At 69.5% G+C, this 22,262-nt stretch carries 21 protein-coding genes; 6 read left to right on the top strand and 15 right to left on the bottom strand.

Annotation, left to right across the window (positions count from 1 at the left end):
- Positions 1-58 precede the first annotated feature (58 nt).
- Positions 59-502: a ligand-binding protein SH3 gene (locus BM272_RS09035; protein ID WP_093428464.1), complete on the top strand. Its 444-nt coding sequence runs from the start codon at positions 59-61 to the stop codon at positions 500-502.
- Between the two features lie 128 nt (positions 503-630).
- Here the strand turns inward: BM272_RS09035 and BM272_RS09040 are convergent, their stop codons facing one another.
- The 4 genes from BM272_RS09040 to BM272_RS09055 form a co-directional block, all read right to left on the bottom strand.
- Positions 631-984: a TraR/DksA family transcriptional regulator gene (locus tag BM272_RS09040; RefSeq protein WP_093428465.1), complete on the bottom strand. Its 354-nt coding sequence runs from the start codon at positions 982-984 to the stop codon at positions 631-633.
- Positions 985-1,086: 102 nt separating this feature from the next.
- Complete coding sequence (locus tag BM272_RS09045) at positions 1,087-2,025, bottom strand: dimethyl sulfoxide reductase anchor subunit family protein (protein WP_093428466.1); 939 nt, start codon at positions 2,023-2,025, stop codon at positions 1,087-1,089.
- Between the two features lie 21 nt (positions 2,026-2,046).
- Positions 2,047-2,745 (bottom strand): 4Fe-4S dicluster domain-containing protein, encoded by a 699-nt coding sequence (locus BM272_RS09050; RefSeq protein WP_093428467.1) that lies wholly within the window; start codon positions 2,743-2,745, stop codon positions 2,047-2,049.
- A gap of 27 nt (positions 2,746-2,772) precedes the next feature.
- Entirely contained in the window at positions 2,773-5,694 is a 2,922-nt protein-coding gene (locus tag BM272_RS09055) for a molybdopterin oxidoreductase family protein (RefSeq protein ID WP_093428468.1), read from the bottom strand.
- Between the two features lie 231 nt (positions 5,695-5,925).
- On the opposite strand from BM272_RS09055, the gene moaA reads away from it, so the two are divergent.
- Entirely contained in the window at positions 5,926-6,921 is a 996-nt protein-coding gene (gene moaA, locus BM272_RS09060) for a GTP 3',8-cyclase MoaA (RefSeq protein ID WP_093428469.1), read from the top strand.
- A gap of 4 nt (positions 6,922-6,925) precedes the next feature.
- On the opposite strand, the gene BM272_RS09065 is transcribed toward moaA, so the two are convergent.
- From BM272_RS09065 to BM272_RS09080, 4 genes are read right to left on the bottom strand one after another with little or no spacing between them, the layout of a single operon-like run.
- Complete coding sequence (locus BM272_RS09065; RefSeq protein WP_093428470.1) at positions 6,926-7,951, bottom strand: LPP20 family lipoprotein; 1,026 nt, start codon at positions 7,949-7,951, stop codon at positions 6,926-6,928.
- Positions 7,908-9,245, bottom strand: coding sequence for a COG3014 family protein (locus BM272_RS09070; RefSeq protein WP_093428471.1), 1,338 nt, complete (start codon positions 9,243-9,245; stop codon positions 7,908-7,910). Before BM272_RS09070 ends, BM272_RS09065 begins: the two co-directional genes overlap by 44 nt.
- 25 nt (positions 9,246-9,270) lie before the next feature.
- Entirely contained in the window at positions 9,271-9,888 is a 618-nt protein-coding gene (locus tag BM272_RS09075) for a penicillin-binding protein activator LpoB (RefSeq protein ID WP_240308082.1), read from the bottom strand.
- A 9-nt stretch (positions 9,889-9,897) separates the two neighbouring features.
- Positions 9,898-10,470, bottom strand: a complete 573-nt coding sequence (locus tag BM272_RS09080; RefSeq protein WP_093428472.1) for a hypothetical protein — start codon at positions 10,468-10,470, stop codon at positions 9,898-9,900.
- A gap of 165 nt (positions 10,471-10,635) precedes the next feature.
- Between BM272_RS09080 and ppa the strand changes: the two genes are divergently transcribed.
- Positions 10,636-11,163, top strand: coding sequence for an inorganic diphosphatase (gene ppa, locus BM272_RS09085; RefSeq protein ID WP_093428473.1), 528 nt, complete (start codon positions 10,636-10,638; stop codon positions 11,161-11,163).
- A gap of 182 nt (positions 11,164-11,345) precedes the next feature.
- On the opposite strand, the gene BM272_RS09090 is transcribed toward ppa, so the two are convergent.
- From BM272_RS09090 to BM272_RS09100, 3 genes are all read right to left on the bottom strand, one after another.
- Positions 11,346-11,747 (bottom strand): TraR/DksA family transcriptional regulator, encoded by a 402-nt coding sequence (locus BM272_RS09090; protein ID WP_093428474.1) that lies wholly within the window; start codon positions 11,745-11,747, stop codon positions 11,346-11,348.
- Between the two features lie 72 nt (positions 11,748-11,819).
- Positions 11,820-12,269, bottom strand: coding sequence for a molybdenum cofactor biosynthesis protein MoaE (locus BM272_RS09095; protein ID WP_093428475.1), 450 nt, complete (start codon positions 12,267-12,269; stop codon positions 11,820-11,822).
- 4 nt (positions 12,270-12,273) lie between these two features.
- On the bottom strand, positions 12,274-12,501 hold the full coding sequence (locus BM272_RS09100; RefSeq protein WP_093428476.1) for a MoaD/ThiS family protein: 228 nt from the start codon (positions 12,499-12,501) through the stop codon (positions 12,274-12,276).
- Between the two features lie 72 nt (positions 12,502-12,573).
- Here BM272_RS09100 and moaC point away from each other — a divergent pair, with 72 nt between their 5' ends.
- Positions 12,574-13,050 carry a cyclic pyranopterin monophosphate synthase MoaC gene (moaC, locus tag BM272_RS09105; RefSeq protein WP_093428477.1) on the top strand — a complete coding sequence of 159 codons (477 nt, stop codon included), beginning with the start codon at positions 12,574-12,576 and terminating at the stop codon, positions 13,048-13,050.
- Positions 13,051-13,405: 355 nt separating this feature from the next.
- On the opposite strand, the gene BM272_RS09110 is transcribed toward moaC, so the two are convergent.
- Complete coding sequence (locus tag BM272_RS09110) at positions 13,406-13,690, bottom strand: hypothetical protein (protein WP_093428478.1); 285 nt, start codon at positions 13,688-13,690, stop codon at positions 13,406-13,408.
- 97 nt (positions 13,691-13,787) lie between these two features.
- On the opposite strand from BM272_RS09110, the gene BM272_RS09115 reads away from it, so the two are divergent.
- Positions 13,788-14,093 carry a hypothetical protein gene (locus BM272_RS09115; protein ID WP_093428479.1) on the top strand — a complete coding sequence of 102 codons (306 nt, stop codon included), beginning with the start codon at positions 13,788-13,790 and terminating at the stop codon, positions 14,091-14,093.
- 31 nt (positions 14,094-14,124) lie between these two features.
- A complete protein-coding gene (mutH, locus tag BM272_RS09120) occupies positions 14,125-14,790 on the top strand; it encodes a DNA mismatch repair endonuclease MutH (protein ID WP_093428623.1) in 666 nt (221 codons plus the stop codon).
- A gap of 7 nt (positions 14,791-14,797) precedes the next feature.
- Here the strand turns inward: mutH and hemE are convergent, their stop codons facing one another.
- The 3 genes from hemE to gltB form a co-directional block, all read right to left on the bottom strand.
- Positions 14,798-15,862, bottom strand: a complete 1,065-nt coding sequence (gene hemE, locus BM272_RS09125; protein WP_093428480.1) for a uroporphyrinogen decarboxylase — start codon at positions 15,860-15,862, stop codon at positions 14,798-14,800.
- Between the two features lie 384 nt (positions 15,863-16,246).
- Positions 16,247-17,653 carry an FAD-dependent oxidoreductase gene (locus tag BM272_RS09130; RefSeq protein ID WP_093428481.1) on the bottom strand — a complete coding sequence of 469 codons (1,407 nt, stop codon included), beginning with the start codon at positions 17,651-17,653 and terminating at the stop codon, positions 16,247-16,249.
- A gap of 19 nt (positions 17,654-17,672) precedes the next feature.
- Positions 17,673-22,142: a glutamate synthase large subunit gene (gene gltB / locus BM272_RS09135; protein WP_093428482.1), complete on the bottom strand. Its 4,470-nt coding sequence runs from the start codon at positions 22,140-22,142 to the stop codon at positions 17,673-17,675.
- Positions 22,143-22,262: the final 120 nt, after the last annotated feature.

Here is a 22,262-nt window from a genome sequence, read left to right on the forward strand (position 1 = left end):
GGCAGTGACGAACATCAGCGTTCGCTAATCCAAGCGCCACGGGCGCAGGAGGTCGACCATGAGTCTGATCAACAACTTCCCCCATGATGGCGTCGTCACGGTGAATCGCGTGATCCTCAAGCCCGAGTACAGCGTCGAGGATCTGGAGGAGCGGGTCGCCATGCTCTGCGAGAACGTCAAGACCTATCACTCCGATACCGGGTTCGTGGGCGGCTTCGTGGCCCTGAACAGCGGCAACATCTCCAACGAGGGCTCCGCGGCCGGGCAGGCGGTGGAGTCCGATCTCAAGGACCGGGAGGCCCTGATCATCACCTTCTGGCGGAGCTTCGAGGAGCACGAGGAGTCCCACAAGAGCGAGACCTTCCAGCCCCTCTTCCAGGACGTGCTGGCGCTCTGCGAGAACGGGAACGAGGAGATTGCCTACGAGATGCTCTGGTCCGGGGCCGCCTATTCCCCGGAAGAGGCCGAACAGGCGCGCGCCGCCAAGGAGCGGGCCGCCTGACCCAACCGCATTGACCATGCATCCGCGAAGCTGAAGGGAGCCCCTCCCTGTCGACCGGTACGCCGGTCCTTTCGCCCCGCCCTCCTTCCCCTCGGGCGGGGCGCCTTTTTGTCCGGTTCCCGGCCGAGCTAGGCCTCGCGCCGGGCGGCGCAGTCGATGCACAGGGCGGCGGCCGGATCGGCTGCCAGCCGCGCCGGGGCGATGGGTTCGTCGCACTCGCGGCAGAGCCCGTACTCCCCCTCCTCGATCCGGACCAGCGCGGCATCGATGAGGCGCAGGCGCTGCTGGGCCCGCTCGGCGCTGGCCTTCGCCATGGCCTGGCCCTGGAGGGCATCCATGCGGGAGAGGCGACCCTGGCGCTGCTGGTCCAGCTCCACGGTGGCCTCCGCGTCCCGGCGCTCGGCCTGATCCGCCACCAGCTCCGCCCGCTCCCGCTCCAGGTCGGCCCGGCGGGCCTCGACGTCCACGCCTTGTTCACCCATCGCCTGCCTCCAGTGGTGGTCAGGGCCCCGACGAGAAATGGCGGCCCGGAGGCCGCCATTCCATCACGCCGGTGGGTCCCCTGCCAGGGGCCCGCTACGCCATCAGGTCCGCTGGGCACCGTGGTAGAGGTTCACCACGTGGCGGGCCTCGGCGAAGAAGAGCCAGCGTTCCGTGGCGATGCCCAGGAAGGCGCTCACCAGGGCGGCCCAGGCGAGGATCGCATCCCCGCCCGCCTGCAGGCCCATGCCCAGCAGGATGGCCGGCAGAATGAAGCCGAGGCCGTAGACCACGCCCCGCAGCAGCCGCACCCGGCCCGGGGCCACCTCGTAGCCGAACTCGTCGGTGAGGAAGGTCCCGGCACTGTGGCCCACGTCCAGCAGGCGCACCGTGGCCCGGGTAAAGCCGGTGGCGGTGTTGATGGTCACGCCGGTGGGCTTGCCGATCCAGAAGTAGTAGATGGCCTTGAGCACCAGCGCCACGGCGATGGCGGCCACCGCCATCTGGGCGGTGAAGACCGCGGCGGCCCCGTCGGCGGTGAAGCCGGCGAGGATCACCGAACCCAGCATGACCCCCAGGGCCAGGTAGTTGGCCGGAGTCAGGGCGGTATTCCACTGGCGGATGGTCTTCAGGCAGGCGTAGATCATGCCGGTGGAGAAGATCGTGATGATGGCCAGGGCCAGCGCGATCCAGCCCAGGACCATGGTCAGGCCGTTGTGCTCGCCCCCGAGCAGCCACAGGCCACCCAGGTAGCCGATGGCAAAGGGGTAGTAGACCACCGCGAAGACCCCCTCCCGGGAGAGCCAGGAGGTCTTGAAGCGGAAGAAGGCGCGCCAGGCGTTCTTCGGGTTGGCCAGGTGGCCGGTGGAGAGCATGAGCCCCACCGTGGTAAGCACCAGGGAGGTGATCCCGGCGGTGTAGAGGGTCTCGGGACGCAGACCGCCGCCCAGGCCCAGCAGGTCCATGAGCACCAGCAGGATCATGAGGCCGAAGCCGGCCCCCGAGGTGACGGTGAAGAGGATGACCGATAGTGCGGGATGCATGTCGTGCCTCGCTGGAAGTCGTTAGCGCGGGATGGCCTGGTTGACCCACTCGTTGATGCGGTCCTTCAGGCTGGGCCGATCGTCCACATCTTCAGTGGGCACCTGCTTCACCGGCCGCGGCGGCAGATACTGGTTGGTGGGGTTGTACCCCAGCTCCGGCATGAGGCCGTAGCCGCCCCGCTCGCGCACCAGGGTGGAGACGTCGGAGTCCGGGTCCCCGAGGTCACCGAAATAGCGGGCGTGGGCCGGGCAGGTGAGCACGCAGGCGGGCTGGCGCTCCTCCTGGGGGAGGTTCTCGTCGTAGATCCGATCCACGCAGAGGGTGCACTTCTTCATGGTGCCGGACTCGCGATCCAGTTCCCGGGCGCCGTAGGGGCAGGCCCAGGAGCAGTAGTTGCAGCCCATGCACTTGTCCTGGTCCACCAGGACGATACCGTCCTCCTGCCGTTTCCAGGAGGCGCCGGTGGGGCAGACCGTCACGCAATCCGCGTCCTCGCAGTGCATGCAGGACATGGGGAAGTTGATGGTCTTGTTGTTGGGATAGTCCCCCACCTCGTAGTGGCGGATGCGGTTGAACCACACCCCCGACGGATCCTGGCCGTAGGGCTTGTAGTCCGAGAGGGGGCCGGTGGTCCCCGAGGTGTTCCACTGCTTGCAGGCCACCGCGCAGGCGTGGCAGCCCACGCAGGTGTCCAGGTCGATTACCAGTCCGAGTTTCATGGTCGGCTCTCCGCGCTGGACGCTCGATTATTTCTCGCCGCGGCTGATGACGTCGGCCATGGACCGACGCAGATTCACCGCATCGTGGGTGTGGTAGCGCAGGGTCTCGCTGGCGGGCTTCTGCCCCGGCAGCGGCTTGACCCGGTCGAACTCGGGCCAGATCCCCTCTTCGCCGGGGCCGGCGGGGTAGATACGGACCTTGAGGTCGTACCAGGCCGCCTGTCCGGTCACCGGATCGGAGTTGGTGATCCGCTTCTCGTCCCCCTTGGGCGGCAGCAGTTCGCTGATGAGGTGGTTCATGAGGAAGCCCCTCTGGCTCTCGTTGGCATCCTCGCTGAGCCCCCAGGCGCCCTTCTGCTTGCCGATGGCGTTCCACGTCCAGACGGTGTTCTCGTTGACACCCTCCATGAGCTTCACCTGGACGCGGATCTTGCCGTTGTGGGACTCCACCCAGGCCCAGCCCTCATCCTCGATCCCCAGCTTCTCGCCCACCTGGCGATTCATGTAGAGGAAGTTGTGGGCCAGGATCTGGCGCAGCCAGGCGTTCTGGCTGTCCCAGGAGTGGTACATCATCATCGGCCGCTGATTGATGGCGTGGAAGGGATAGGCGTCGTTGTCGACGCGCTGCTCCTCCAGCGGGACGTAGTGGTCCGGCAGCGGATCGAAGTAGTTCACCAGCCGCTCGCGGATGGCCGGGTCCTTGGGCTGCGGCCCGTCATAGAGGCCCTGCCCCGCCAGCCGGAACTTCTGCAGCGGCTCGGAGTAGAGCTCCATGACGATGGGGTCCGAGGAGCCGTTCCAGCCGGACTCCTTGGAGAGCTCCAGGTAGTCCTTGTTGGCGAACTTGTAGAACCGGGTATTCTCCGGCAGGTGGTACTCGTAGAAGGCGCCGTTCTCGATGTAGCGGTCCCACTGGTTCGGGTTGGGCTCGCCCTTGAGATCCTTGTCGCCATTCTCGCCCCGCCAGCCGGCCAGGAAGCCGATGCCCGGGGACTTCTCGAAATTGATGATGAAGTCCTTGTAGTCCTGGAACTTGCGGCTGCCGTCCTCGTTGGTGAAGGCGGGCAGCCCCAGCCGGCCCGCCATCTCCACCAGGACCTCCTGCCAGGGGCGGACATCCCGGTCCGGCTCGATGACCGGCTGACGGATGGAGTCCGCCGCCGAGTCCGGCTCCGAGATGGGCCGATCCAGCATGGAGATGGTGTCGAACCGCTCCAGGTAGGTGGTATCCGGCAGCACCAGGTCGGCGAAGTTGACCATCTCCGAGTGGAAGGCGTCGGAGACCACCAGGTGCGGGATCTTGTACTCCCCGTCGGCGCGCTTCTCGCGCAGCATGTCCATCACGTCCTTGGTGTTCATGGTGGAGTTCCAGGACATGTTGGCCATGAAGAAGATCAGCGTATCGATGGGATACGGATCCTCGTTGACGGCGTTGGTCACCACCATGTGCATCAGGCCGTGGGCCGAGACCGGCGCCTCCCAGGAGTAGGCGTGGTCGATGCGCAGCGGATTGCCGTCGTCATCGATGGCCAGGTCCTCCGGGGCCTTGGGGAAGCCCAGCGGCGGGCCGGAGAGCGGCGTATTGGGCGCCGCGCTCTTGGCCGGCTTGATGCCCGGCGGGATGTGCTTGGGATAGGGCGGCTTGGCGCGGAAGCCGCCGGGGCAGTCGATGGTCCCCAGCAGGGTCTGCAGCAGGTGGATCGCCCGGGCGGCCTGGAAGCCGTTGGAGTGGGCGGAGATCCCGCGCATGGCGTGCATGGAGACCGGCCGACCGATGAAGCGGTCGTGCTTGCGGCCGGCCCAGTCGGTCCACTCCACGTCCACGGTGATGGTCTCGCGGAAGGCGACATGGGCGATCTCCAGGGCCAGCCGCTCGATGTCCTCGGCGCTGATCCCGCAGATCCGGGCGGCGTTCTCCGGGCTGTACCGGTTGTCCAGGTACTTCTCCATCATCATCCGGAAAACGGTCTTCACCGGGCGGCCGTCGGGGGCGGTGTACTCGCCCACCAGCGCCGGCTTCACCTCCGGATCCAGGCCGTTGACCCAGGCCTCCTGCTCCAGGTCCCAGACCAGCGGGTTGCCGTCGTCGTCCCGCAGGATCAGGCCGTCGCCCTGCTCCCCAGGGGTATTCACCACCAGGAAGGGCGAATTGGTGTAGCGGACGAGGAATTCCTGGTCGATGAGGCCGCGGTCCATGAGCACGTGGATCATGGAGAGCGCCAGCATGGCGTCGGTACCGGGGCGGATACCCACCCACTCGTCGGCGATGGCCTGGTAGCCGGTGCGCACCGGGTTCACGGCCACGAACTTGGCGCCGTTACGCTTGAGCTTCTCCAGGCCGATCTTGATGGGGTTGGAGGCGTGGTCCTCGGCGACCCCCCAGAGCACGAAATACTTGGTGCGGTCCCAGTCGGGGTCGCCGAACTCCCAGAAGGCGTGGCCGATGGAGTAGAGGCCGGCGGCGGCCATGTTCACCGAGCAGAAACCGCCGTGGGCGGCCCAGTTGTAGGTGCCGAACTGGGTGGCCCACAGGCCGGTGAGCGCCTGCATCTGGTCGCGACCGGTAAAGAAGGCCAGCTTGGTCGGGTCCGTCTCGCGAATGTGCTGGAGCCGCTCGCTGAGGGTATCCAGCGCCTCGTCCCAGGAGATGGGCTCGAACTCGCCGGCGCCGCGCTCGGTCCCGGGCTTGCGCCGCAGGGGCTGCTGCAGCTTGGCCGGCGAGTTCTGCTTCATGATCCCGGCGTTGCCCTTGGCGCAGAGCACCCCCTTGTTGATGGGGTGGTTGCGGTTGCCGCGGATGAAGCGGACGTTGTTGTCCTCGACGGTCACCTCGATGCCGCAGCGGCAGGCACACATGTAGCAGGTGGTGTACTTCTGCTCCTGCCGGTCATGGTCCTCGAACTTCGGGAGGTCCTTGGCATGTACGGGGATCTCGGACAGCGAACTCATGGACGCACCTCTTCAGGGGGTTCGGGCGTCAGCCCGGACATGGATTAACGACGCAATTCTGGACGCTGCCGGCCCGATTCTCAATAAGATTCTTCTAATTCAGAGATAGAAGAAACTTATGCTTGAAAAGTGGGTTCGCCCACCCTCGGGATCGGTTTTCTCGGCAGCGCGGCTGCGCTAGGATTCGCTATGTTTCCTCATGCAGAGCGCGACCCGGTCGCGGAGATCCCCATGGAACAAGCGCAATCCCCCGCCCTCATCGACCCCTTCGGCCGGCGCATCGAGTACCTGCGGGTCTCCGTCACCGACCGCTGCGATCTGCGCTGCAACTACTGCATGCCGCGCGGCTTCCGGGACTTCGAGGTCCCGGAGCACTGGCTGACCACGGCGGAGCTGGAGCGCATAGTGGGGGCCTTCGCCCGGCTGGGTACGCGCCGGGTACGGCTAACCGGCGGGGAGCCCCTGGTGCGCAAGGAGCTCCCCGACATGGCCCGGGCCATCGCCAGCCTGCCGGGGATCCGCGACCTGTCCCTGTCCACCAACGCCACCCGGCTGCGCCGCCACGCGGAGGAGCTGCACGCGGCCGGGGTGGACCGGCTCAATGTCAGCCTGGACACCCTGGACCCGGAGCGCTTCAAGGCCATCACCGGCGGTCGGCTGGACAAGGTCCTGGACGGGCTGGAGGCGGCACGGGACGCCGGTCTGGGGCCGGTGAAGATCAATACCGTGGTCCAGCGCGGCACCAACGACGACGAGCTGGACGGCCTGGTGGACTACTGCATCGAACGCGGCTTCACCCTGCGCTTCATCGAGACCATGCCGGTGGGCGATACCGGCCGCGAGGCCACCGACGACTACGTGGACCTGGCGGAGGTCCGGCGCGGCCTGGAGCAGCGCTTCGACCTGCTCCCGGCGGCCATGCCCGGCGGCGGGCCGGCCCGCTACGTCCAGGTGGCGGGGACCGACGTGAAGATCGGCTTCATCACCCCGCTCTCCCAGCACTTCTGCGACACCTGTAATCGTGTCCGGCTGGGCGTCGACGGCACCCTCTACCTCTGCCTGGGGGACGAGGCGACCTACGACCTGCGCACCCCGGTCCGCGAGGGGGCCAGCGATGCCGAGCTGGAGGCCCACATCCACGCCGCCATTGCCCACAAGCCGGAGCGCCACGAGTTCAACGACCGGCCGGAGAAGGTGGTCCGCTTCATGTCCATGACCGGGGGGTGAGCCCTCACTCCCCGCCGGTGACCATCTCCAGCACCCGGGGCCGGACCTCGGCCTCCAGCCGCTCGGCGAGCTTGTCCAGCAGGCGCTGACGGGCGGTAGGCTCATCGGTGGCCGCGGCGCGCTCGGAGAGGGTCGCCCGGCCCCGGACCTCGCCGGCGGCATCCGCCAGGCTCAGCCCCAGGCGGCCCTCGTACCAGTGCCACCCCTCGCGCCGACCGCGGTCGGTGAGTACCAGCTCCGCCCGGAGGGTGTACTCCCCGTCCGCCGAGGTGGTGAAGCCGGCATTGCCCAGGGCGCCGCGCAGGGCGGCATCCATGCGGGCCGCCTCGTCCCCGGTCGCCACCGGGGTCAGGGTAACCGCCGCCAGGGCCTCGCGGTGGCGCGCCGCCAGCTCCGCCGTGCTCCAGGGGGAATCGACCCCGCGCCCGGTAGCCCCGACCACCCGCAGGTGGGCCTGAAGCCCCTCCCGCGCCCGCTGGCGCTCCAGGGCCCGGCCCAGGGCGGCGACCCGCTCCAGGGAGTCCCGGGCGGCTTCCGCCGCCTCGACGTGCCGGCGGATGGCGCGGTCCAGGTCGCCGATCTCGCGGCGCAGGCGCAGGGCCGCCCGATTGCGGTCCAGAACCGCCAGGGCGTGATAGGCCCCCTCTTCCGGCGCGCGCCAGGTCTCGGCGATGGTCACCCCGGTGAGGACCTCCTCGCTGCGGGTCCGGATCCGGCTCTCCGCCTCCTGCTCCAGCTCCCCGGCCTCCAGCCGGGTCACGTCACGACTCTCCGACTCCACCCGGACCCGGAAGGATCGCGCCAGCTCGGCACGGGCCCGATCCCGGGCGGCCGCCAGGCTGTCGGCGCGGCCCGTCCCGGTGAGATAGGCCTCCCGCGGATAGTCGGCGGGCTCGCCGCCATCCACCCAGCCGGGCCGCGCCTGCGGGTCGGGCCCGGAGGCACAGCCCGCGACCACCGACAGCAGCAGCGCGAGTGACCACCCGCTAACGCGAGCCGGGTTCAGCCGGCTTCTCCGCTTTGTCCCCATGTTGCATCCCTCCCACGCTCCCGGTTCCGGGGGCGATCCAGTGGTCGATAAGGAAGTAATACTCCCCCGCTCGCAGGCGGATATTCTCCACGGTCCGGCCCTCACGCCCGCCGAAGGTAGCGGTCAGGTCGTAGCGCCCCGGCGGCAGATCCAGCCAGGCCAGCCGGTAGCGCGCCGGCAGGGTCCGCCAGCTGCGCAGGTCGGCGCGCTCGCTGGCAAAACCGGCAATATTGACCGCCAGACCGGCCAGGGGGTGGGCCTCAGCGGCCTCGTCCACCGCGGCGTTCTTGGCCACGGAGCGGGCCAGGGCGCGGGCCGTGATGGCGCCCATGCGCTCCTCCAGCACCGTCCGGGCAATGGCGTCGACATCGGCGACCACCGCCGCCGGCGCTTGCTCCTCCCCGGCGGCGAGGGCGGCGCTCTCCAGCCGCCAGGGCCGGGAGCGATAGGCCGGCAGCGCGATCCGGTGGAGCTTGCCCTGGGCGTCCTGAACGTTGAGGGCGTTCTCCACCTTCACCGGCGCCAGCCCCTCCCCGGTGACGAGGATCACGTGGGCCCGGCGGGCCTGCTCCGCCATGGTCCGCCAGTCGATGTCCCCGAAGGTCCGGCGATAGCCGGCATGCTCGTCGTCCAGGCCCAGGGCGTCGGTGAGCCGCAGCAGTGCCGCCTTCAGGCTCGGCGGCGGGTGGACCCCGATGGCGGCCTCCTGGCGCCGGTAGGCACGGTAGGCCTTGCGGTAGGCGATGAGGGCATCGGAGCGCTCCCCCAGGGCCTCGAAGAGGATCCCGGAGAGGTAGCGGGCAAAGGGGTCGGCGTCGTAGACGGAGCCCTCCGCCTCCGCCGCCAGCACCTGCAGTCGCAGGTCCACCTGTAGGGCCTCCACCCGCGCGGCGTCCCGCTGGCCCAGGTCGAGGTAGTTGAAGGCCTTCACCAGATGCAGCAGCACCTGCTCGTGGGGGGCGCCGACGTAGCTGGTCACCCCCTCGGCCATGGTGAGGCTGCCCAGGGTCTCGCTGACGCTGGTCACCCCCAGCTCCTCCATGAGCCCCTTGGCCCGCTCCAGGTCGGCATTGCTGCCGCGGTAGTCGCCGGTCATCCGCCGGAGCATGCCGCGCTCCAGGTGGTAGAGGATGGTGTCGGCCTCGCGCCCGCCCAGGGCTCCGTCTACCGCCTCCAGGGCCTGTTCCGGCTCGCCGGCGAGCAGGGCCTCTTCCACGGGCCCAAAGCGATCCGAGTGGGTCGCGCAGCCGCCGATGAACAGGACCGCCGCCAGCAGCCAGGGCACCAGCCCCATCGAGCTCGAGGGCCGCACGGCGCGCTCAGGGCCGAAGGGCAGCGCCCTCGATGTACTTCTTGATCTTCTTCTGGCCCATCCAGACCTTGCGATTGTCGGCCAGGCTGATCATCTCCAGGTCCACCTGGTAGAAGCGGACCTGCTCCCGCCCCTCCCGGTCGATGATGGTGTTGATGGAGCCCAGGAGCATGTAGTCGGCCCCCAGTTCCTCGCCCATGGCCTTGCGGGTGTCGGGACTGGCGTGGAGGTCCTGGTCGGCGCGCTCCTCGCGGATGGACTCGCGCTGCTCGGCCGAGGCAACGAACTCCACCCGACCACTGTTGATGAGCTCGCGCTGGAGGTCGTTGATGAAGGTCCGGGTGTTGATGTGCTCGTGGCTGAGGTTGCGGACCTCGCCGACGATGACGGTGGGCCGCTCGCCGGTCTCCTGACGGTGGTTCGCCAGCCAGGGCCGGGCCAGGGCATCGGCCACCATCTCCTCGGCCACCAGGCGGGAATCGGTATCGTTCCAGCGGCCGGAGAGGTCCCGGGTCTCGTCGGTGTCGATGCGCTCGACGGTCTTGCCGCAGCCCCCGACGGTGAGCAGCAGCGTCAGGGTCAGTAGCAGGGACAGGGTTGCCCGGGTTGCGGTCACGGTAGACACGGTTTCTCCTTATTCCTCTTTCTGGACAGTACGGTCGAACAGGCGCCCGCCCCGCTCCTGCAGGTGGTCGCGCAGGCCGGGGGCCATGGCCTCCACTCCCGCCGTGGTATCGGCTACCTCCTGCAGGCGCAGCTCGGCCAGGGCGTAGACCGTATCGGTCTCGGGGTTCCGCCAGCGGCCGATGATGCGGGCGCCGGCGAGGTTTAGCTCCGTCACGGCCTCGATCTGGCGGCTGATGCTGGCCTCGTCCACGGCGCGCTCGCCCTCGCCAGCGCGGGCACGGTAGTCGCTGGAGACCACCTCCATGTAGGCGGAGAGGGCGCGCGCGAGCTTGGCCCGAGCACGGTTGTCGGCGGTCTCGATCTGCAAGGAGCGATCGCCCATGGCCGGGGCCTGCCCCACGCCGTGGAAGAGGCGGCTGTCGCCGTCACGAAGCGGGCCAGTGCCCTGATTCACCCAACCCGGTGCCCCTTCGATTCCCAGGTCACTCTCCACCGAGCGCATGCTTCCGCAGGCGGCCACGGCCAGCGCCAGCAGGGCCACGAGGCCGGTTCGCAGGTGGTGCTGTAGGGCGTGCTGCATGACTTCCCTCCCCTCCGGGACCTGTCCCGATAATTGGGTCTCGGTCGTCCATTTGCAACAAGGAGGGACACCGTATCGTCGGGCCGTTGGGTGGCGCCTCCCCGACCGCTATAATGCGCTTTTCCAGTATCGCCGCAACCGCCCAACCAGCAACGGGAGCAACCCATGAATCTGGACAATCTGCCCGCCGGCAAGTCGGTGCCGGACGACGTCAACGTGGTCATCGAGATCCCGGCCGACAGCGCGCCGGTGAAGTACGAGGTGGACAAGGACTTCGGCGGCCTCATGGTGGACCGGCTCATGCCCACCGCCATGTTCTACCCGGCCAACTACGGCTTCATCCCCCACACCCTGGCCGATGACGGCGACCCCGTGGACATGCTGGTGGTTACCCCCCATCCGCTGGTCCACGGCTCGGTGATCCGCGCGCGGCCGGTGGGCGTGCTCAAGATGAGCGACGAGGAGGGCGAGGATGCCAAGCTCATCGGTGTGCCGGTTAGCAAGCTCTCCCCCCTGTACGACCACGTCCAGTCCCCCGACGACCTGCCGCAGCTCCTGCGCGACCAGCTGGTCCACTTCTTCGAGCACTACAAGGATCTGGAGAAGGGCAAGTGGGTGCGAGTGGACGGCTGGGAGGGCCTGGACTCCGCCCGGGCCGAGATCGAGGCCTCGGTGAAGCGCGCCCAGGGTTGATTCAGCAGCAGCTGATCCAGCCGCGGTTGATCGAGCCGCCCACCGGGTCGCTGGTCAGTCGCTGACGACTGGCTGGTGTTCCACCGGGGCCCGCCGGGCCCCGTATGCAGACAGGGCCCGCCACCGGAGCGAGGATTCGACTTCCGGTGGCGGGCCCTCTGCGTTCCGGCCCCCGGGGGGATTCAGAGGTTGCCGGGGGCGCCGGCGCCCTCGTGATTGCGCTCGTACTCCGCCTGGTGCTCCAGGCAGCGGGTGGCGGTGGGCTGCGCCTTCAGGCGGGCTACCTCGATGGGCTCGTCACAGACCTGGCAGTGGCCGTAGCGCCCCTCACGGATCCGCTGCAGCGACGCCTCGATGGCCCGCATCTCCTCCACCTGCCGGTCGACGATCCCGTACTGGAGGTCGCTGAGCATGTCGGCTACCGACTCGTCCCCGGAGTCGTGGACGTTGCCGGCCAGGTCGCTGTAGTGCTCGTTCTCCATGCGCTGGAGCTCGTCGCGGATCTCGCCGCGCAGGTACTCGCGGCGATCGCGCAGCTGCTGCTCCAGCTCGCGGACCTGTTCGCTGGTGAGTTCTTCGGCCATGGGTACTCCTGACTGTGATAGCGGTGTTTCCGGCCACGTTGGGCCCGGCTGCGATTCGATTCAAGGGGCCGTTCAGGGGGAGGCGTAGCCATCCGTGTTGCGTTCGACCCAGTGCTCGCCGTCAGGACCCAGCTCCTTCTTCCAGAAGGGGGCGCGCGCCTTGAGGCCCTCGGTGATGTAGCGGCAGGCCTCCAGGGCGTCTCCCCGGTGCTCCGCCCAGGTGGCCACCAGGACGATGGGCTCCCCCGGCTCCAGCACGCCGCTGCGGTGGAGGACCAGGGCGTCCTGGATGGCCCAGCGCTCGGCGGCCTCGTCCCCGATGGCCCGGATCTGGCCCTCGGTCATGCCGGGGTAGTGCTCCAGGCTCATCCGGGTCACCGGCCGCCCCTCGTTGGCACCGCGCATGGTGCCGACGAAGACCGCGGTGCCGCCGTAGCGACCGGCCAGGTCGGTCCGCCGGGCCTGGCGGGAGGAGAGCTCGCACCAGGGGTCGAAGGGGGCGTCGAGGATCACGACCTCCATGGCGTCAGCCCCCCGTCACCGGCGGGAAGAAGGCCACCTCGTCGCCGTCGGCCACCGGGCTGTCCCAGTCGGCGTAGGCCATGTTCACCGCCGCCAGGGCATTCGCCGGCGGCTCGGCGCCCTCGGTGGCGGCGGCCCAGACGCCGGCGACGTCCGCCGCCCCGGAAACGACGGTCTGCTCCCGACCCTGCTGTTCGCGGAGGCTGGCAAAGAAGCGTACCTGGATACTCATGGCAACCTGCCGAGTTTGGACCCAATCCCGAGGCAGCCTATCATGGCCCCGCAGCCATCGGGAGCCCGTGTCATGAGCGAACTCACCCATTTCAACGCCGCCGGCGAGGCCCACATGGTCGACGTGGGCGACAAGGCGGAGACCGAGCGCGTGGCCGTGGCCGAAGGCCGCATCCGCATGGCGGCGGAGACCCTGGAGCGGATCCGCGCCGGCGACCACGCCAAGGGCGACGTCCTGGGCATCGCCCGGGTGGCGGGGATCATGGGCTCCAAGCGCACCGCCGACCTCATCCCGCTCTGCCATCCCCTCCCCCTTACCGCCCTGGAGGTGGACCTCACGCCGGAAGACGACCTGGCCGCCGTCCGCGTGGAGGCGACTGCTCGGACCACGGGGCGCACCGGCGTGGAGATGGAGGCGCTCACCGCCGTCCAGGTAGCCCTGCTCACCATCTACGACATGTGCAAGGCGGTGGACCGCGGCATGGTCATGGACGGCGTGCGACTGCTGGAGAAGCGCGGCGGCAAGTCGGGGACCTGGCGGGCGGAGTAGACCCGACGCAGGAGGACAGTCGGGAGATTCCCGGGAGGGGTGTTCCCGGGAGGAAGCGGTACCGGTTGCCGGACGCATGGGCTCCCACCGACCCGGAATGCTGACCGGATGGGCCACCGATGGTCGTTAGAGGGTGGGGTGGCGGTAGCCGGACGTGTGTAACGCACCGAGCAGCGCAGCCCGAAAGGGAAAAGGAAGCGCGCTTGTCTGAGCGACAGCGAGTTTGCGCGCTTCCCCCTTTCGGGCGAGCCGCGCAGGGCACCCGAAGGGTGCGTTACCCCCTCGTCCGGCTGCCGGTACCCCACCCTCTCAACCACTGCAGTTGCCCGCACCGTATACCGCCTTCGTTTCGGCCCTACTCGCCCGGCGCGGTGGTCCCCTCGCTCCGGGCGAGCAGGCGCATGCCGCCGGCCAGGCCGTCGATGCGGCGGATGAGGCCGTCGCGGTCGGTCTCCGGCCAATGGAGGCAGCGGACCCCCTCGGGGGCCGGGTCATCGGCCTCCCCCAGCCGGATAACCAGGTCGAAGGGCGGCTCGCCCACCGGCTTCACCCACTCCGGCGCCCGCTCCCGCGCCAGGTCGGCGGCGACCTCGGCCGACTGGCCGAGAAAGAGCAGGCGGGCGCGGCGCTTGTAGCCCATACTTCCTCCCGGGCGGGTTGAAATGCCGCCCCCTCGCTGCCATGCGGAGGGGACGGGCTGGCACGGCCCGCGAATGATACAACGAGGAGGAGCCACCATGAGCATCAGCCAGGCAGACCTCGACGCCCGGGTCCGCGGCCGCGAGGCCGTCGACCGCAAGCTCCAGGAACTCGGCATGAGCCGCGGCGTGACGATCGGCCGCGTGGACTGGCGGCCCAACCCGGAGCTGGAGACGCCGGAGAAGGCCGCCGACAGTTACTACATGACCGTGGCCTCCGACTCCAAGCAGGCCCACCACACCTTCTCCGCCGAGGAGCTGGCGAACCCCCACATCGACGAGGACAACGCCCTCCACGAGGCCATGGAGCAGATCATCGCCGGGCTGGTCCCCGACATGACCTGAGAGGGGACGCCGGGTGCGGTACCATGACCCCATGGTGACCGCCCCCCGCGACGAGGAAGAGCTCCACCACCGCGCCACGGCGCTGGCCGGGTCCACCCTGGGCGCCGTGGCGGGGCGGTGCGGGCTCGCCGTTCCGACGGACCTGCGCCGTTCCAAGGGCTGGGCGGGGCGGGTAATGGAGACCGCCCTGGGGGCCGACGGCGGCTCCCGGGCGGTTCACGACTTCGCCCACCTCGGGGTGGAGCTCAAGACCCTCCCCCTCCAGGGGCCCACCGAGCCCCGGGAGACCACCTACGTCTGCACCGCCGACCTGACCTCGCTGGGGGAGTCCTGGGAGGCCTCCTGGGTCGGCCGGAAGCTCGCCCGCGTGCTCTGGGTCCCGGTGGAGGGCGACCCGGCCATCCCGCCGGGGGAACGACGGGTGGGCACACCCTGGCTCTGGTCCCCCACGGCGGAGCAGACGGCCACCCTGCGCTCGGACTGGGAGGCCTTCCGGGAGCGGCTGACCCTGGAGGGAGCGGCCGGGCTCACCGCCCACGCCGGGACCTGGCTCCAGGTCCGGCCCAAGGCCGCCCACGGCCGGGCGCGTACCGCCGCCTTCGACGCCGAGGGCCGCCGGATCACCGTCAACCCGCGCGGCTTCTACCTGCGGACCGCCTTCACCCGCGCCCTGCTCGCCGAGGCCTTCGGCGAGTAGGGCCCGCTCAGGTGTGGTAGGCCGGGGAGAGCTCGTGGACGGCGTCGATGAAGGCGCGGGCGTGCTCGGGGTCGACGTCGGGGGTGATCCCGTGGCCGAGGTTGAAGACGTGGCCGGAGCCACGACCGTAGCTCTCCAGGATGGTGGCCACCTCCTCGCGGATCCGCTCCGGGCGGGCGTGGAGCATCATGGGGTCCATGTTGCCCTGCAGCGCCACCCGGTCGCCCACCCGCGCCCGGGCATCGCCCAGGTCGGTGGTCCAGTCCAGTCCCAGGCAGTCGCAGCCGGTCTCCGCCATGGACTCCAGCCACTGGCCGCCGTTCTTGGTGAACAGCGTCACCGGCACCCGCCGGCCGTCGGCGTGGCGGTCCAGGCCGTTGATGATGCGCTGCATGTAGGCCAGCGAGAAGGTCCGGTAGTCCCGGGGGGTAAGCACGCCGCCCCAGGTATCGAAGATCATCACCGCCTGCGCCCCCGCCGCGATCTGGGCGTTGAGGTAGGCGGTGACGGAATCGGCGGTGACCGCCAGCAGGTGGTGGGCCAGCTCCGGGCGGTCGTAGATGAGGGTCTTCAGTCGGGCGTAGTCCTTGCTGGAGCCGCCCTCCACCATGTAGGTGGCCAGGGTCCAGGGGCTGCCGGCGAAGCCGATGAGCGGGACCCGGCCGGCCAGCTCCCGGCGGATGAGGGAGACCGCATCGGGGACGTACTTGAGCTCCGCGTGGGGGTCGACCACCGGCAGGTTGCGGATGGCGGCCTCGTCACGCACCGGGTTATCGAAGCTCGGCCCCTCGCCGGGGGTGAAGCGCAGGCCCAGGCCCATGGCATCCGGGACGGTGAGGATGTCCGAGAAGAGGATGGCGGCATCCAGGTCGAACCGCTCCAGGGGCTGGAGGGTGACCTCGCAGGCCATCTCCGGGTTCTGGGCCAGGCCGGTGAAGCTGCCGGCGCGCTCGCGCACGGCGCGATACTCCGGCAGGTAGCGGCCGGCCTGGCGCATCATCCAGACGGGGGTGGCGTCCACCGGCTCGCCGGCGATGGCGCGCAGGAGGCGGTCGTTGCGCAACTCGGTCATGTTCTCTCCCGGATGGGGCCGGCCTGCCGCCGGCGGTAATCACTGTTCGCCATGGTAGCGCAACGCCCCGGACAAGTGGGCCCTGGCAGCCCGTGCGGAACGGCCGGCCCGGCCTGGATACGCGGCTCGGATAGACCCTGGAGCGGTCAGTGGCGGCCGGGGCGGGTGACCCTTACCGAACGTGCGGGGGAATGCACCCTTCGGGTGCCCTGCGCGGCTCGCCCGAAAGGGGGAAGCGCGCAAACTCGCTTCGCTCAGACAAGCGCGCTTCCTTTTCCCTTTCGGGCTGCGCTGCTCGGTGCATTCCACACGTTCGGTAAGGGTCACCCGCCCCGACCAGTCCACTCGGGCCGCTACCCCCCGGCCCCGAACTAGCTAAACCCCTCAGACCTCCAGGAAGTCGAGGATCCCCTCGGCGGCCTGACGGCCCTCGTACACGGCGGTGACCACCAGGTCGGAGCCGCGGACCATATCGCCCCCGGCGAAGACCTTGGGGTTGGTGGTCTGATGGTGGCAGGCCTGCTCGGCGGGGGCGCGGACCCGGCCGCGCTCGTCCACCTCGATGCCGAAATCGGTGAACCAGGGCTGCGGGTCGGGGCGGAAGCCGAAGGCCACCAGCACCCGGTCGGCGGGGATGATCTCCTCGGAGCCGGGGACCGGCTGGGGGCTGCGGCGGCCGCGCTCGTCGGGCTCGCCCAGCTCGGTGGTGACCACCTTCACGCCCTCCACGCGGCCGTCGCCCACCACCTCCACCGGCTGGCGGTTGAAGAGGAAGTTCACACCCTCCTCCTTGGCGTTGGCGACCTCCTTCTTGGAGCCGGGCATGTTGGACTCGTCCCGGCGGTAGGCGCAGGTCACCGAGCGGGCGCCCTGGCGGATGGAGGTGCGGTTGCAGTCCATGGCGGTGTCGCCACCGCCTAGGACCACCACCCGCTGACCGGCCATGTCGATGAAGTCCTCCCCCGGCTCCTGGAGGCCCAGGCAGTGGCGGACGTTGGAGACCAGGAAGGGCAGGGCATCCACCACGCCGGGCAGGTCCTCGCCGGGGAAGCCGCCCTTCATGTAGGTGTAGGTCCCCATACCCAGGAAGACGGCGTCGTACTCCGCCTCGATGGCATCGAAGGTAATGTCGGTGCCGACGTCGACCCCCAGCCGGAACTCCACCCCCATCTCCTCCATGATCTGGCGACGGGTGCGGATGACCTCCTTCTCCAGCTTGAACTCCGGGATGCCGAAGGTGAGCAGGCCGCCGATCTCGGGATAGCGGTCGAAGACTACCGGGGTGACGCCGTTGCGCACCAGGATATCCGCCGCGCCGAGGCCGGCCGGGCCGGCACCGATGACCGCCACCCGCTTGCCGGTGTCCACCACGCCGGACATGTCCGGCCGCCAGCCCTGCTTGAAGGCCTCGTCGGAGATGTACTTCTCCACCGAGCCGATGGTCACCGCACCGAAGCCGTCGTTGAGGGTACAGGCCCCCTCGCAGAGGCGATCCTGGGGACAGACCCGGCCGCAGATCTCGGGGAGGCTGTTGGTCTTGTGGGAGAGCTCGGCGGCCTCGAACAGATTCCCCTCGCTGACCAGCTTCAGCCAGTTGGGGATGTAGTTGTGCACCGGGCACTTCCACTCGCAGTACGGGTTGCCGCACTCCAGGCAGCGATCGGCCTGGGAGGCGGCGGTCTCGGCATCGAACTCGCCGTAGATCTCGCTGAATTCTTTGATCCGCACCTCGGCCGGCTGCTTCTCCGGATCGACGCGCGGGACCTGGAGGAACTGGAAGTTGTTGGCCATGCTTTCGTGTCCTGTCCGTTCAGGCGGCGCGGCGCCGCAGGTCATCCAGGAGCTCAGCGAGCTCCACGGCCTTGGGCTTGACCAGCCAGAACCGCTCCACGCAATCGGCGAAATGGTCGAGGATCCACTGGCCACGCTCGCTGCCGGTGGCGCCGACGAATTCGCCGATGAGGTCGCGCAGGTGGTTGCGGTAGGCCTCGGTGGCCTCGGTGCCGATGCGCTGGATCTCGATGAGTTCGTGGTTGTAGCGGTCCACGAAGGTGTTGTCCTCGTCGTAGACGAAGGCGAAGCCGCCGGTCATGCCGGCGCCGAAGTTCACCCCGGTCTCGCCGAGGACAGCCACCATGCCGCCGGTCATGTATTCGCAGGCGTGGTCGCCGGCCCCCTCCACCACCGCCGTGGCCCCGGAGTTGCGCACGCCGAAGCGCTCGCCGGCGGTGCCGGCGGCGAAGAGCCGGCCACCGGTGGCCCCGTAGAGGCAGGTATTGCCGATGATGGCGGTGCGGTGGCTGGCGAAGGTCGAACCCTGCGGCGGGTAGAGCACCAGCTCGCCGCCGGCCATGCCCTTGCCCACGTAGTCGTTAGCATCCCCCTCCAGGACCATGTTGAGCCCGCTGGCGTTCCAGACGCCGAAGCTCTGCCCGGCGGTACCGGTGAGCCGCAGCGTGATGGGGGCCTCGCTCATGCCGTAGTCGCCGTGGCGCACGGCGATCTCGCCGGAGATCCGGGCGCCAATGGAGCGGTTGACGTTCTTCACGTCGTAGTGGAACTCGCCCCCCGACTTCGCCTCGATGGCCGGCAGGAGGTCGGCGACCATCTGCTCGGCCAGCTCGCCCTGGTCGTAGGGCTCGTTCCTCGACTGCAGGCAGTGGCGCGGCTTGTCCGCCGGCACGCCGCCATCGCCGAGCAGCCCGGAGAGGTCCAGGTGGGCCTGCTGCCGGGTCTCGGCCTCCTTCTCCACCAGCAGGTCGGCGCGGCCGATGAGCTCGTCCAGGCTGCGCACGCCCAGGCGGCTCATGAGCTCACGGACCTCCTGGGCGACGAAGCGGAAGTAGTTCTCCACCATGTCGACCTTGCCGATGAAGTGGTCCATCCGCAGGACCTTGTCCTGGGTAGCGACCCCCGTGGCGCAGTTGTTCAGGTGGCAGATCCGCAGGTACTTGCAGCCCATGGCGACCATGGGACCGGTGCCGAAGCCGAAGGACTCGGCGCCGAGGATGGCCGCCTTGATCACGTCCAGGCCGGTCTTGAGGCCGCCGTCGGTCTGCAGCCGCACCTTGTCCCGCAGGTCGTTGGCGCGCAGGGCCTGGTGGGTCTCGGTGAGCCCCAGCTCCCACGGGGAGCCGGCGTACTTCACCGAGGTGGCCGGGCTGGCGCCGGTGCCGCCGTCGTGGCCGGCGATGGTGATGAGGTCGGCGTAGGCCTTGGCCACGCCGGCGGCCACGGTACCCACGCCGGCCTCGGAGACCAGCTTCACCGAGACCAGCCCCTGGGGATTGACCTGCTTGAGGTCGAAGATGAGCTGGGCCAGGTCCTCGATGGAGTAGATGTCGTGGTGCGGCGGCGGCGAGATCAGCGACACCCCCGGCTTGCAGTAGCGCAGCCGGGCAATGAGGTCGTTGACCTTGTGGCCGGGGAGCTGGCCGCCCTCGCCGGGCTTGGCCCCCTGGGCCACCTTGATCTGCATGACCTCCGCCGAGCGCAGGTAGGCCGGCGTGACGCCGAAGCGGCCGGAGGCCACCTGCTTGATCTTGGAGCGGCGGTCGGTGCCGTAGCGGTCCGGGTCCTCGCCGCCCTCGCCGGAGTTGGAGCGCCCGCCCAGCCGGTTCATCGCCTGGGCAAGGGTCTCGTGGGCCTCCGGGGAGAGGGCGCCCAGGGACATGGCGGCGGTATCGAAGCGGCGGACGATGGACTCCATGGGCTCCACCTCCTCCAGCGGGATGGAGTCGGTGCCCTCGCGCAGCGCCAGGCGGTCGCGGAAGGCCAGGGTCGGCCGCTCGTTGACCAGGCGGGCGTACTCGTCGTACTTCGACCGGTCGCCGGTCTTCACCGCATCCTGGAGGGCGTGGACCACGTCCGGGTTGTAGGCGTGGTCCTCGCCGCCGTGGATGTACTTGAGCAGGCCGCCCTGGTCGATGGGCTTGCGCGGGTTCCAGGCGACCTTCGCCAGCGCCTGCTGGCCGGTGGCCAGGTCCTGGAAGTCGGTGCCCTGGACGCGGTTGGTCGTCCCCACGAAGCACAGATCCACCACCTCGTCATTGAGGCCCACGGACTCGAACAGCTGGGCGCCCCGATAGCTGTGGATGGTGGAGATCCCCATCTTGGAGAGGATCTTGTAGAGCCCCTTGTTCACGCCCTTGCGGTAGTCGTGGAAGAGCTTTGCCGTGTCCTGCTCGCGGATCTCGCCGGTGGCCTGGAGATCGCGGATGCACTGGTAGGCCAGATACGGGTGCACGGCGGTGGCGCCGTAGCCGATGAGCACCGCCAGGTGGTGGGAGTCCCGGGCGGTGCCGGTCTCCACCACGATGTTGGCGTCGCAGCGCAGCCCCTCGCGGATGAGGCGATGGTGGACGGCGCCGGTGGCCAGAAGGGCGTGGATGGGCAGCCGTTCCCGGGCCAGGTCGCGGTCGGACAGGACCAGGACCACCGTGCCCTCGCGCACGGCCGCCACGGCCTGGTCGCAGACCGCCTCGATGGCCGTGCGCAGGTCGCCGCTGGCGGCGTCGTTGCCCAGATCGATGCGGGTATGGGCGTAGTCCCCGCCGGTAGCCAGCAGGCGCTGGAACTTGGACGGCGACAGCACCGGGGAGTCGATGCACAGCCGCGCGGCGTGCTCCGCAGACTCCTCGAAGACGTTCTGCTCGCGGCCGAAGCAGGTCTCCAGGGACATGACCATCTGCTCCCGGATGGGGTCGATGGCCGGGTTGGTCACCTGGGCGAACTGCTGGCGGAAATAGTCGTAGAGCGGCCGCACCCGCCGGGAGAGCACCGGCAGCGGGGTGTCGTCACCCATGGACATTACCGCTTCCTGGCCGCCCTCGGCGAGGATGCGCAGGACCTGGTCACGCTCCTCGAAGGTAACCTGGTACATCTTCTGGTGGACGTTGAGCGCCGCCTGATCCAGGGGCCGGAAGGCGTCCAGCTCCTCCTCCAGGCTCGCCTCCAGCCGCCGGGCGTGCCGGGCCATCCACTCCTTGTAGGGCTGGCGGCGCTTGAGGCGGTCGTCGATGGCCTCCGGCAGCAACAGCTCCCCGGTGTGGGTATCGGCGGCGATCATCTGGCCCGGCTTGAGGCGGCCCTTGGCCTCCACGTCGGCGGGATCGTAGTCCCAGACGCCGATCTCCGAGGCCAGGGTGATGTGGCGGTCCTTGGTGACCACCCAGCGCGCCGGGCGCAGGCCGTTGCGGTCCATGCCGCAGGCGGCGTGGCGGCCGTCGGTGAGGACGATGCCGGCGGGCCCGTCCCACGGCTCCATGTGCATGGCGCTGTATTCGTAGAAGGCGCGCAGCTCCGGGTCCATGGTCTCCAGGTTCTGCCACGCCGGCGGGATGAGCAGGCGCATGGCCTGGAAGATATCCAGGCCGCCGGCCACCAGCGCCTCGAGCATGTTGTCCAGGCTGCTGGAGTCGGAGCCGGAGAGGCCCACCAGCGGCCGGATCTCGTCGAAGGGGACGAGGTCCGAGGCGAACTTGTGGGCGCGCGCCACCGACCAGTTGCGATTGCCCTGGATGGTGTTGATCTCGCCGTTGTGGGCGAGGTACCGGAAGGGCTGGGCCAGGCGCCAGCGCGGCCAGGTGTTGGTGGAGAAGCGCTGATGGAAGACCGCCATGGAGCTGGCCATGCCGCCCTCGCCCAGGTCCTGGAAGAAGGTGGGCAGATAGGCCGGCATCACCAGCCCCTTGTAGGCGATGACCTGGCTGGCGAGGCTGGGGACGTAGAAGGTCTCGTCCTCCGGCTCCAGCGTCTGTTCGGCCTTGCGCCGGGCGACGAAGAGCTCGCGATCGAAGGCGGACTCGTCCATGCCCGCGGGGGCGTTGACGAAGACCTGCTCGATGCGCGGCAGGCTGTTCAGCGCCTCCTGGCCGCAGGCGGAGGGGTCCGTGGGGACCTCGCGCCAGCCGGCAACGGTGAGCCCGCGCGCCTCCAGCTCCGCATTCAGCGTGGAGCGGGCGCGATCGGCGGCGGCCTCGTCGGTGCTCAGGAAGACCATGCCCACGGCGTAGGGGTCGGCCAGCTCGAAGCCCTTTTCGGCGGCAACCTCGCGGAAGAAGGCGTCGGGCTTCTTCAGCAGGAGGCCGCAGCCGTCGCCGGTCTTGCCGTCGGCGGCGATGGCGCCGCGGTGGGTCATGCGGGCCAGGGCGTCAATGGCCGTGGACACCAGCCAGTGGCTCGCCTCGCCGTCCATCTGGGCGATGAGGCCGAAGCCGCAGTTGTCCCGTTCGAATTCGGGGCGATACAGGCCCCGGGATGTGCGCTCGGTCGCGTTCATGCTGCGTGCCTCTTGAGGAAGTCTTCCGCCGGCGGGTCGGGCGGCGCGCGCTCGCCGGCCCGCGGGGTGCAAACCAGGCAACCCGGGGCCGGCGGCGGTGGCTTCGGGCAAAATGGCCGG

Source organism: Thiohalospira halophila DSM 15071, from assembly GCF_900112605.1.
Lineage (GTDB): Bacteria > Pseudomonadota > Gammaproteobacteria > Thiohalospirales > Thiohalospiraceae > Thiohalospira > Thiohalospira halophila.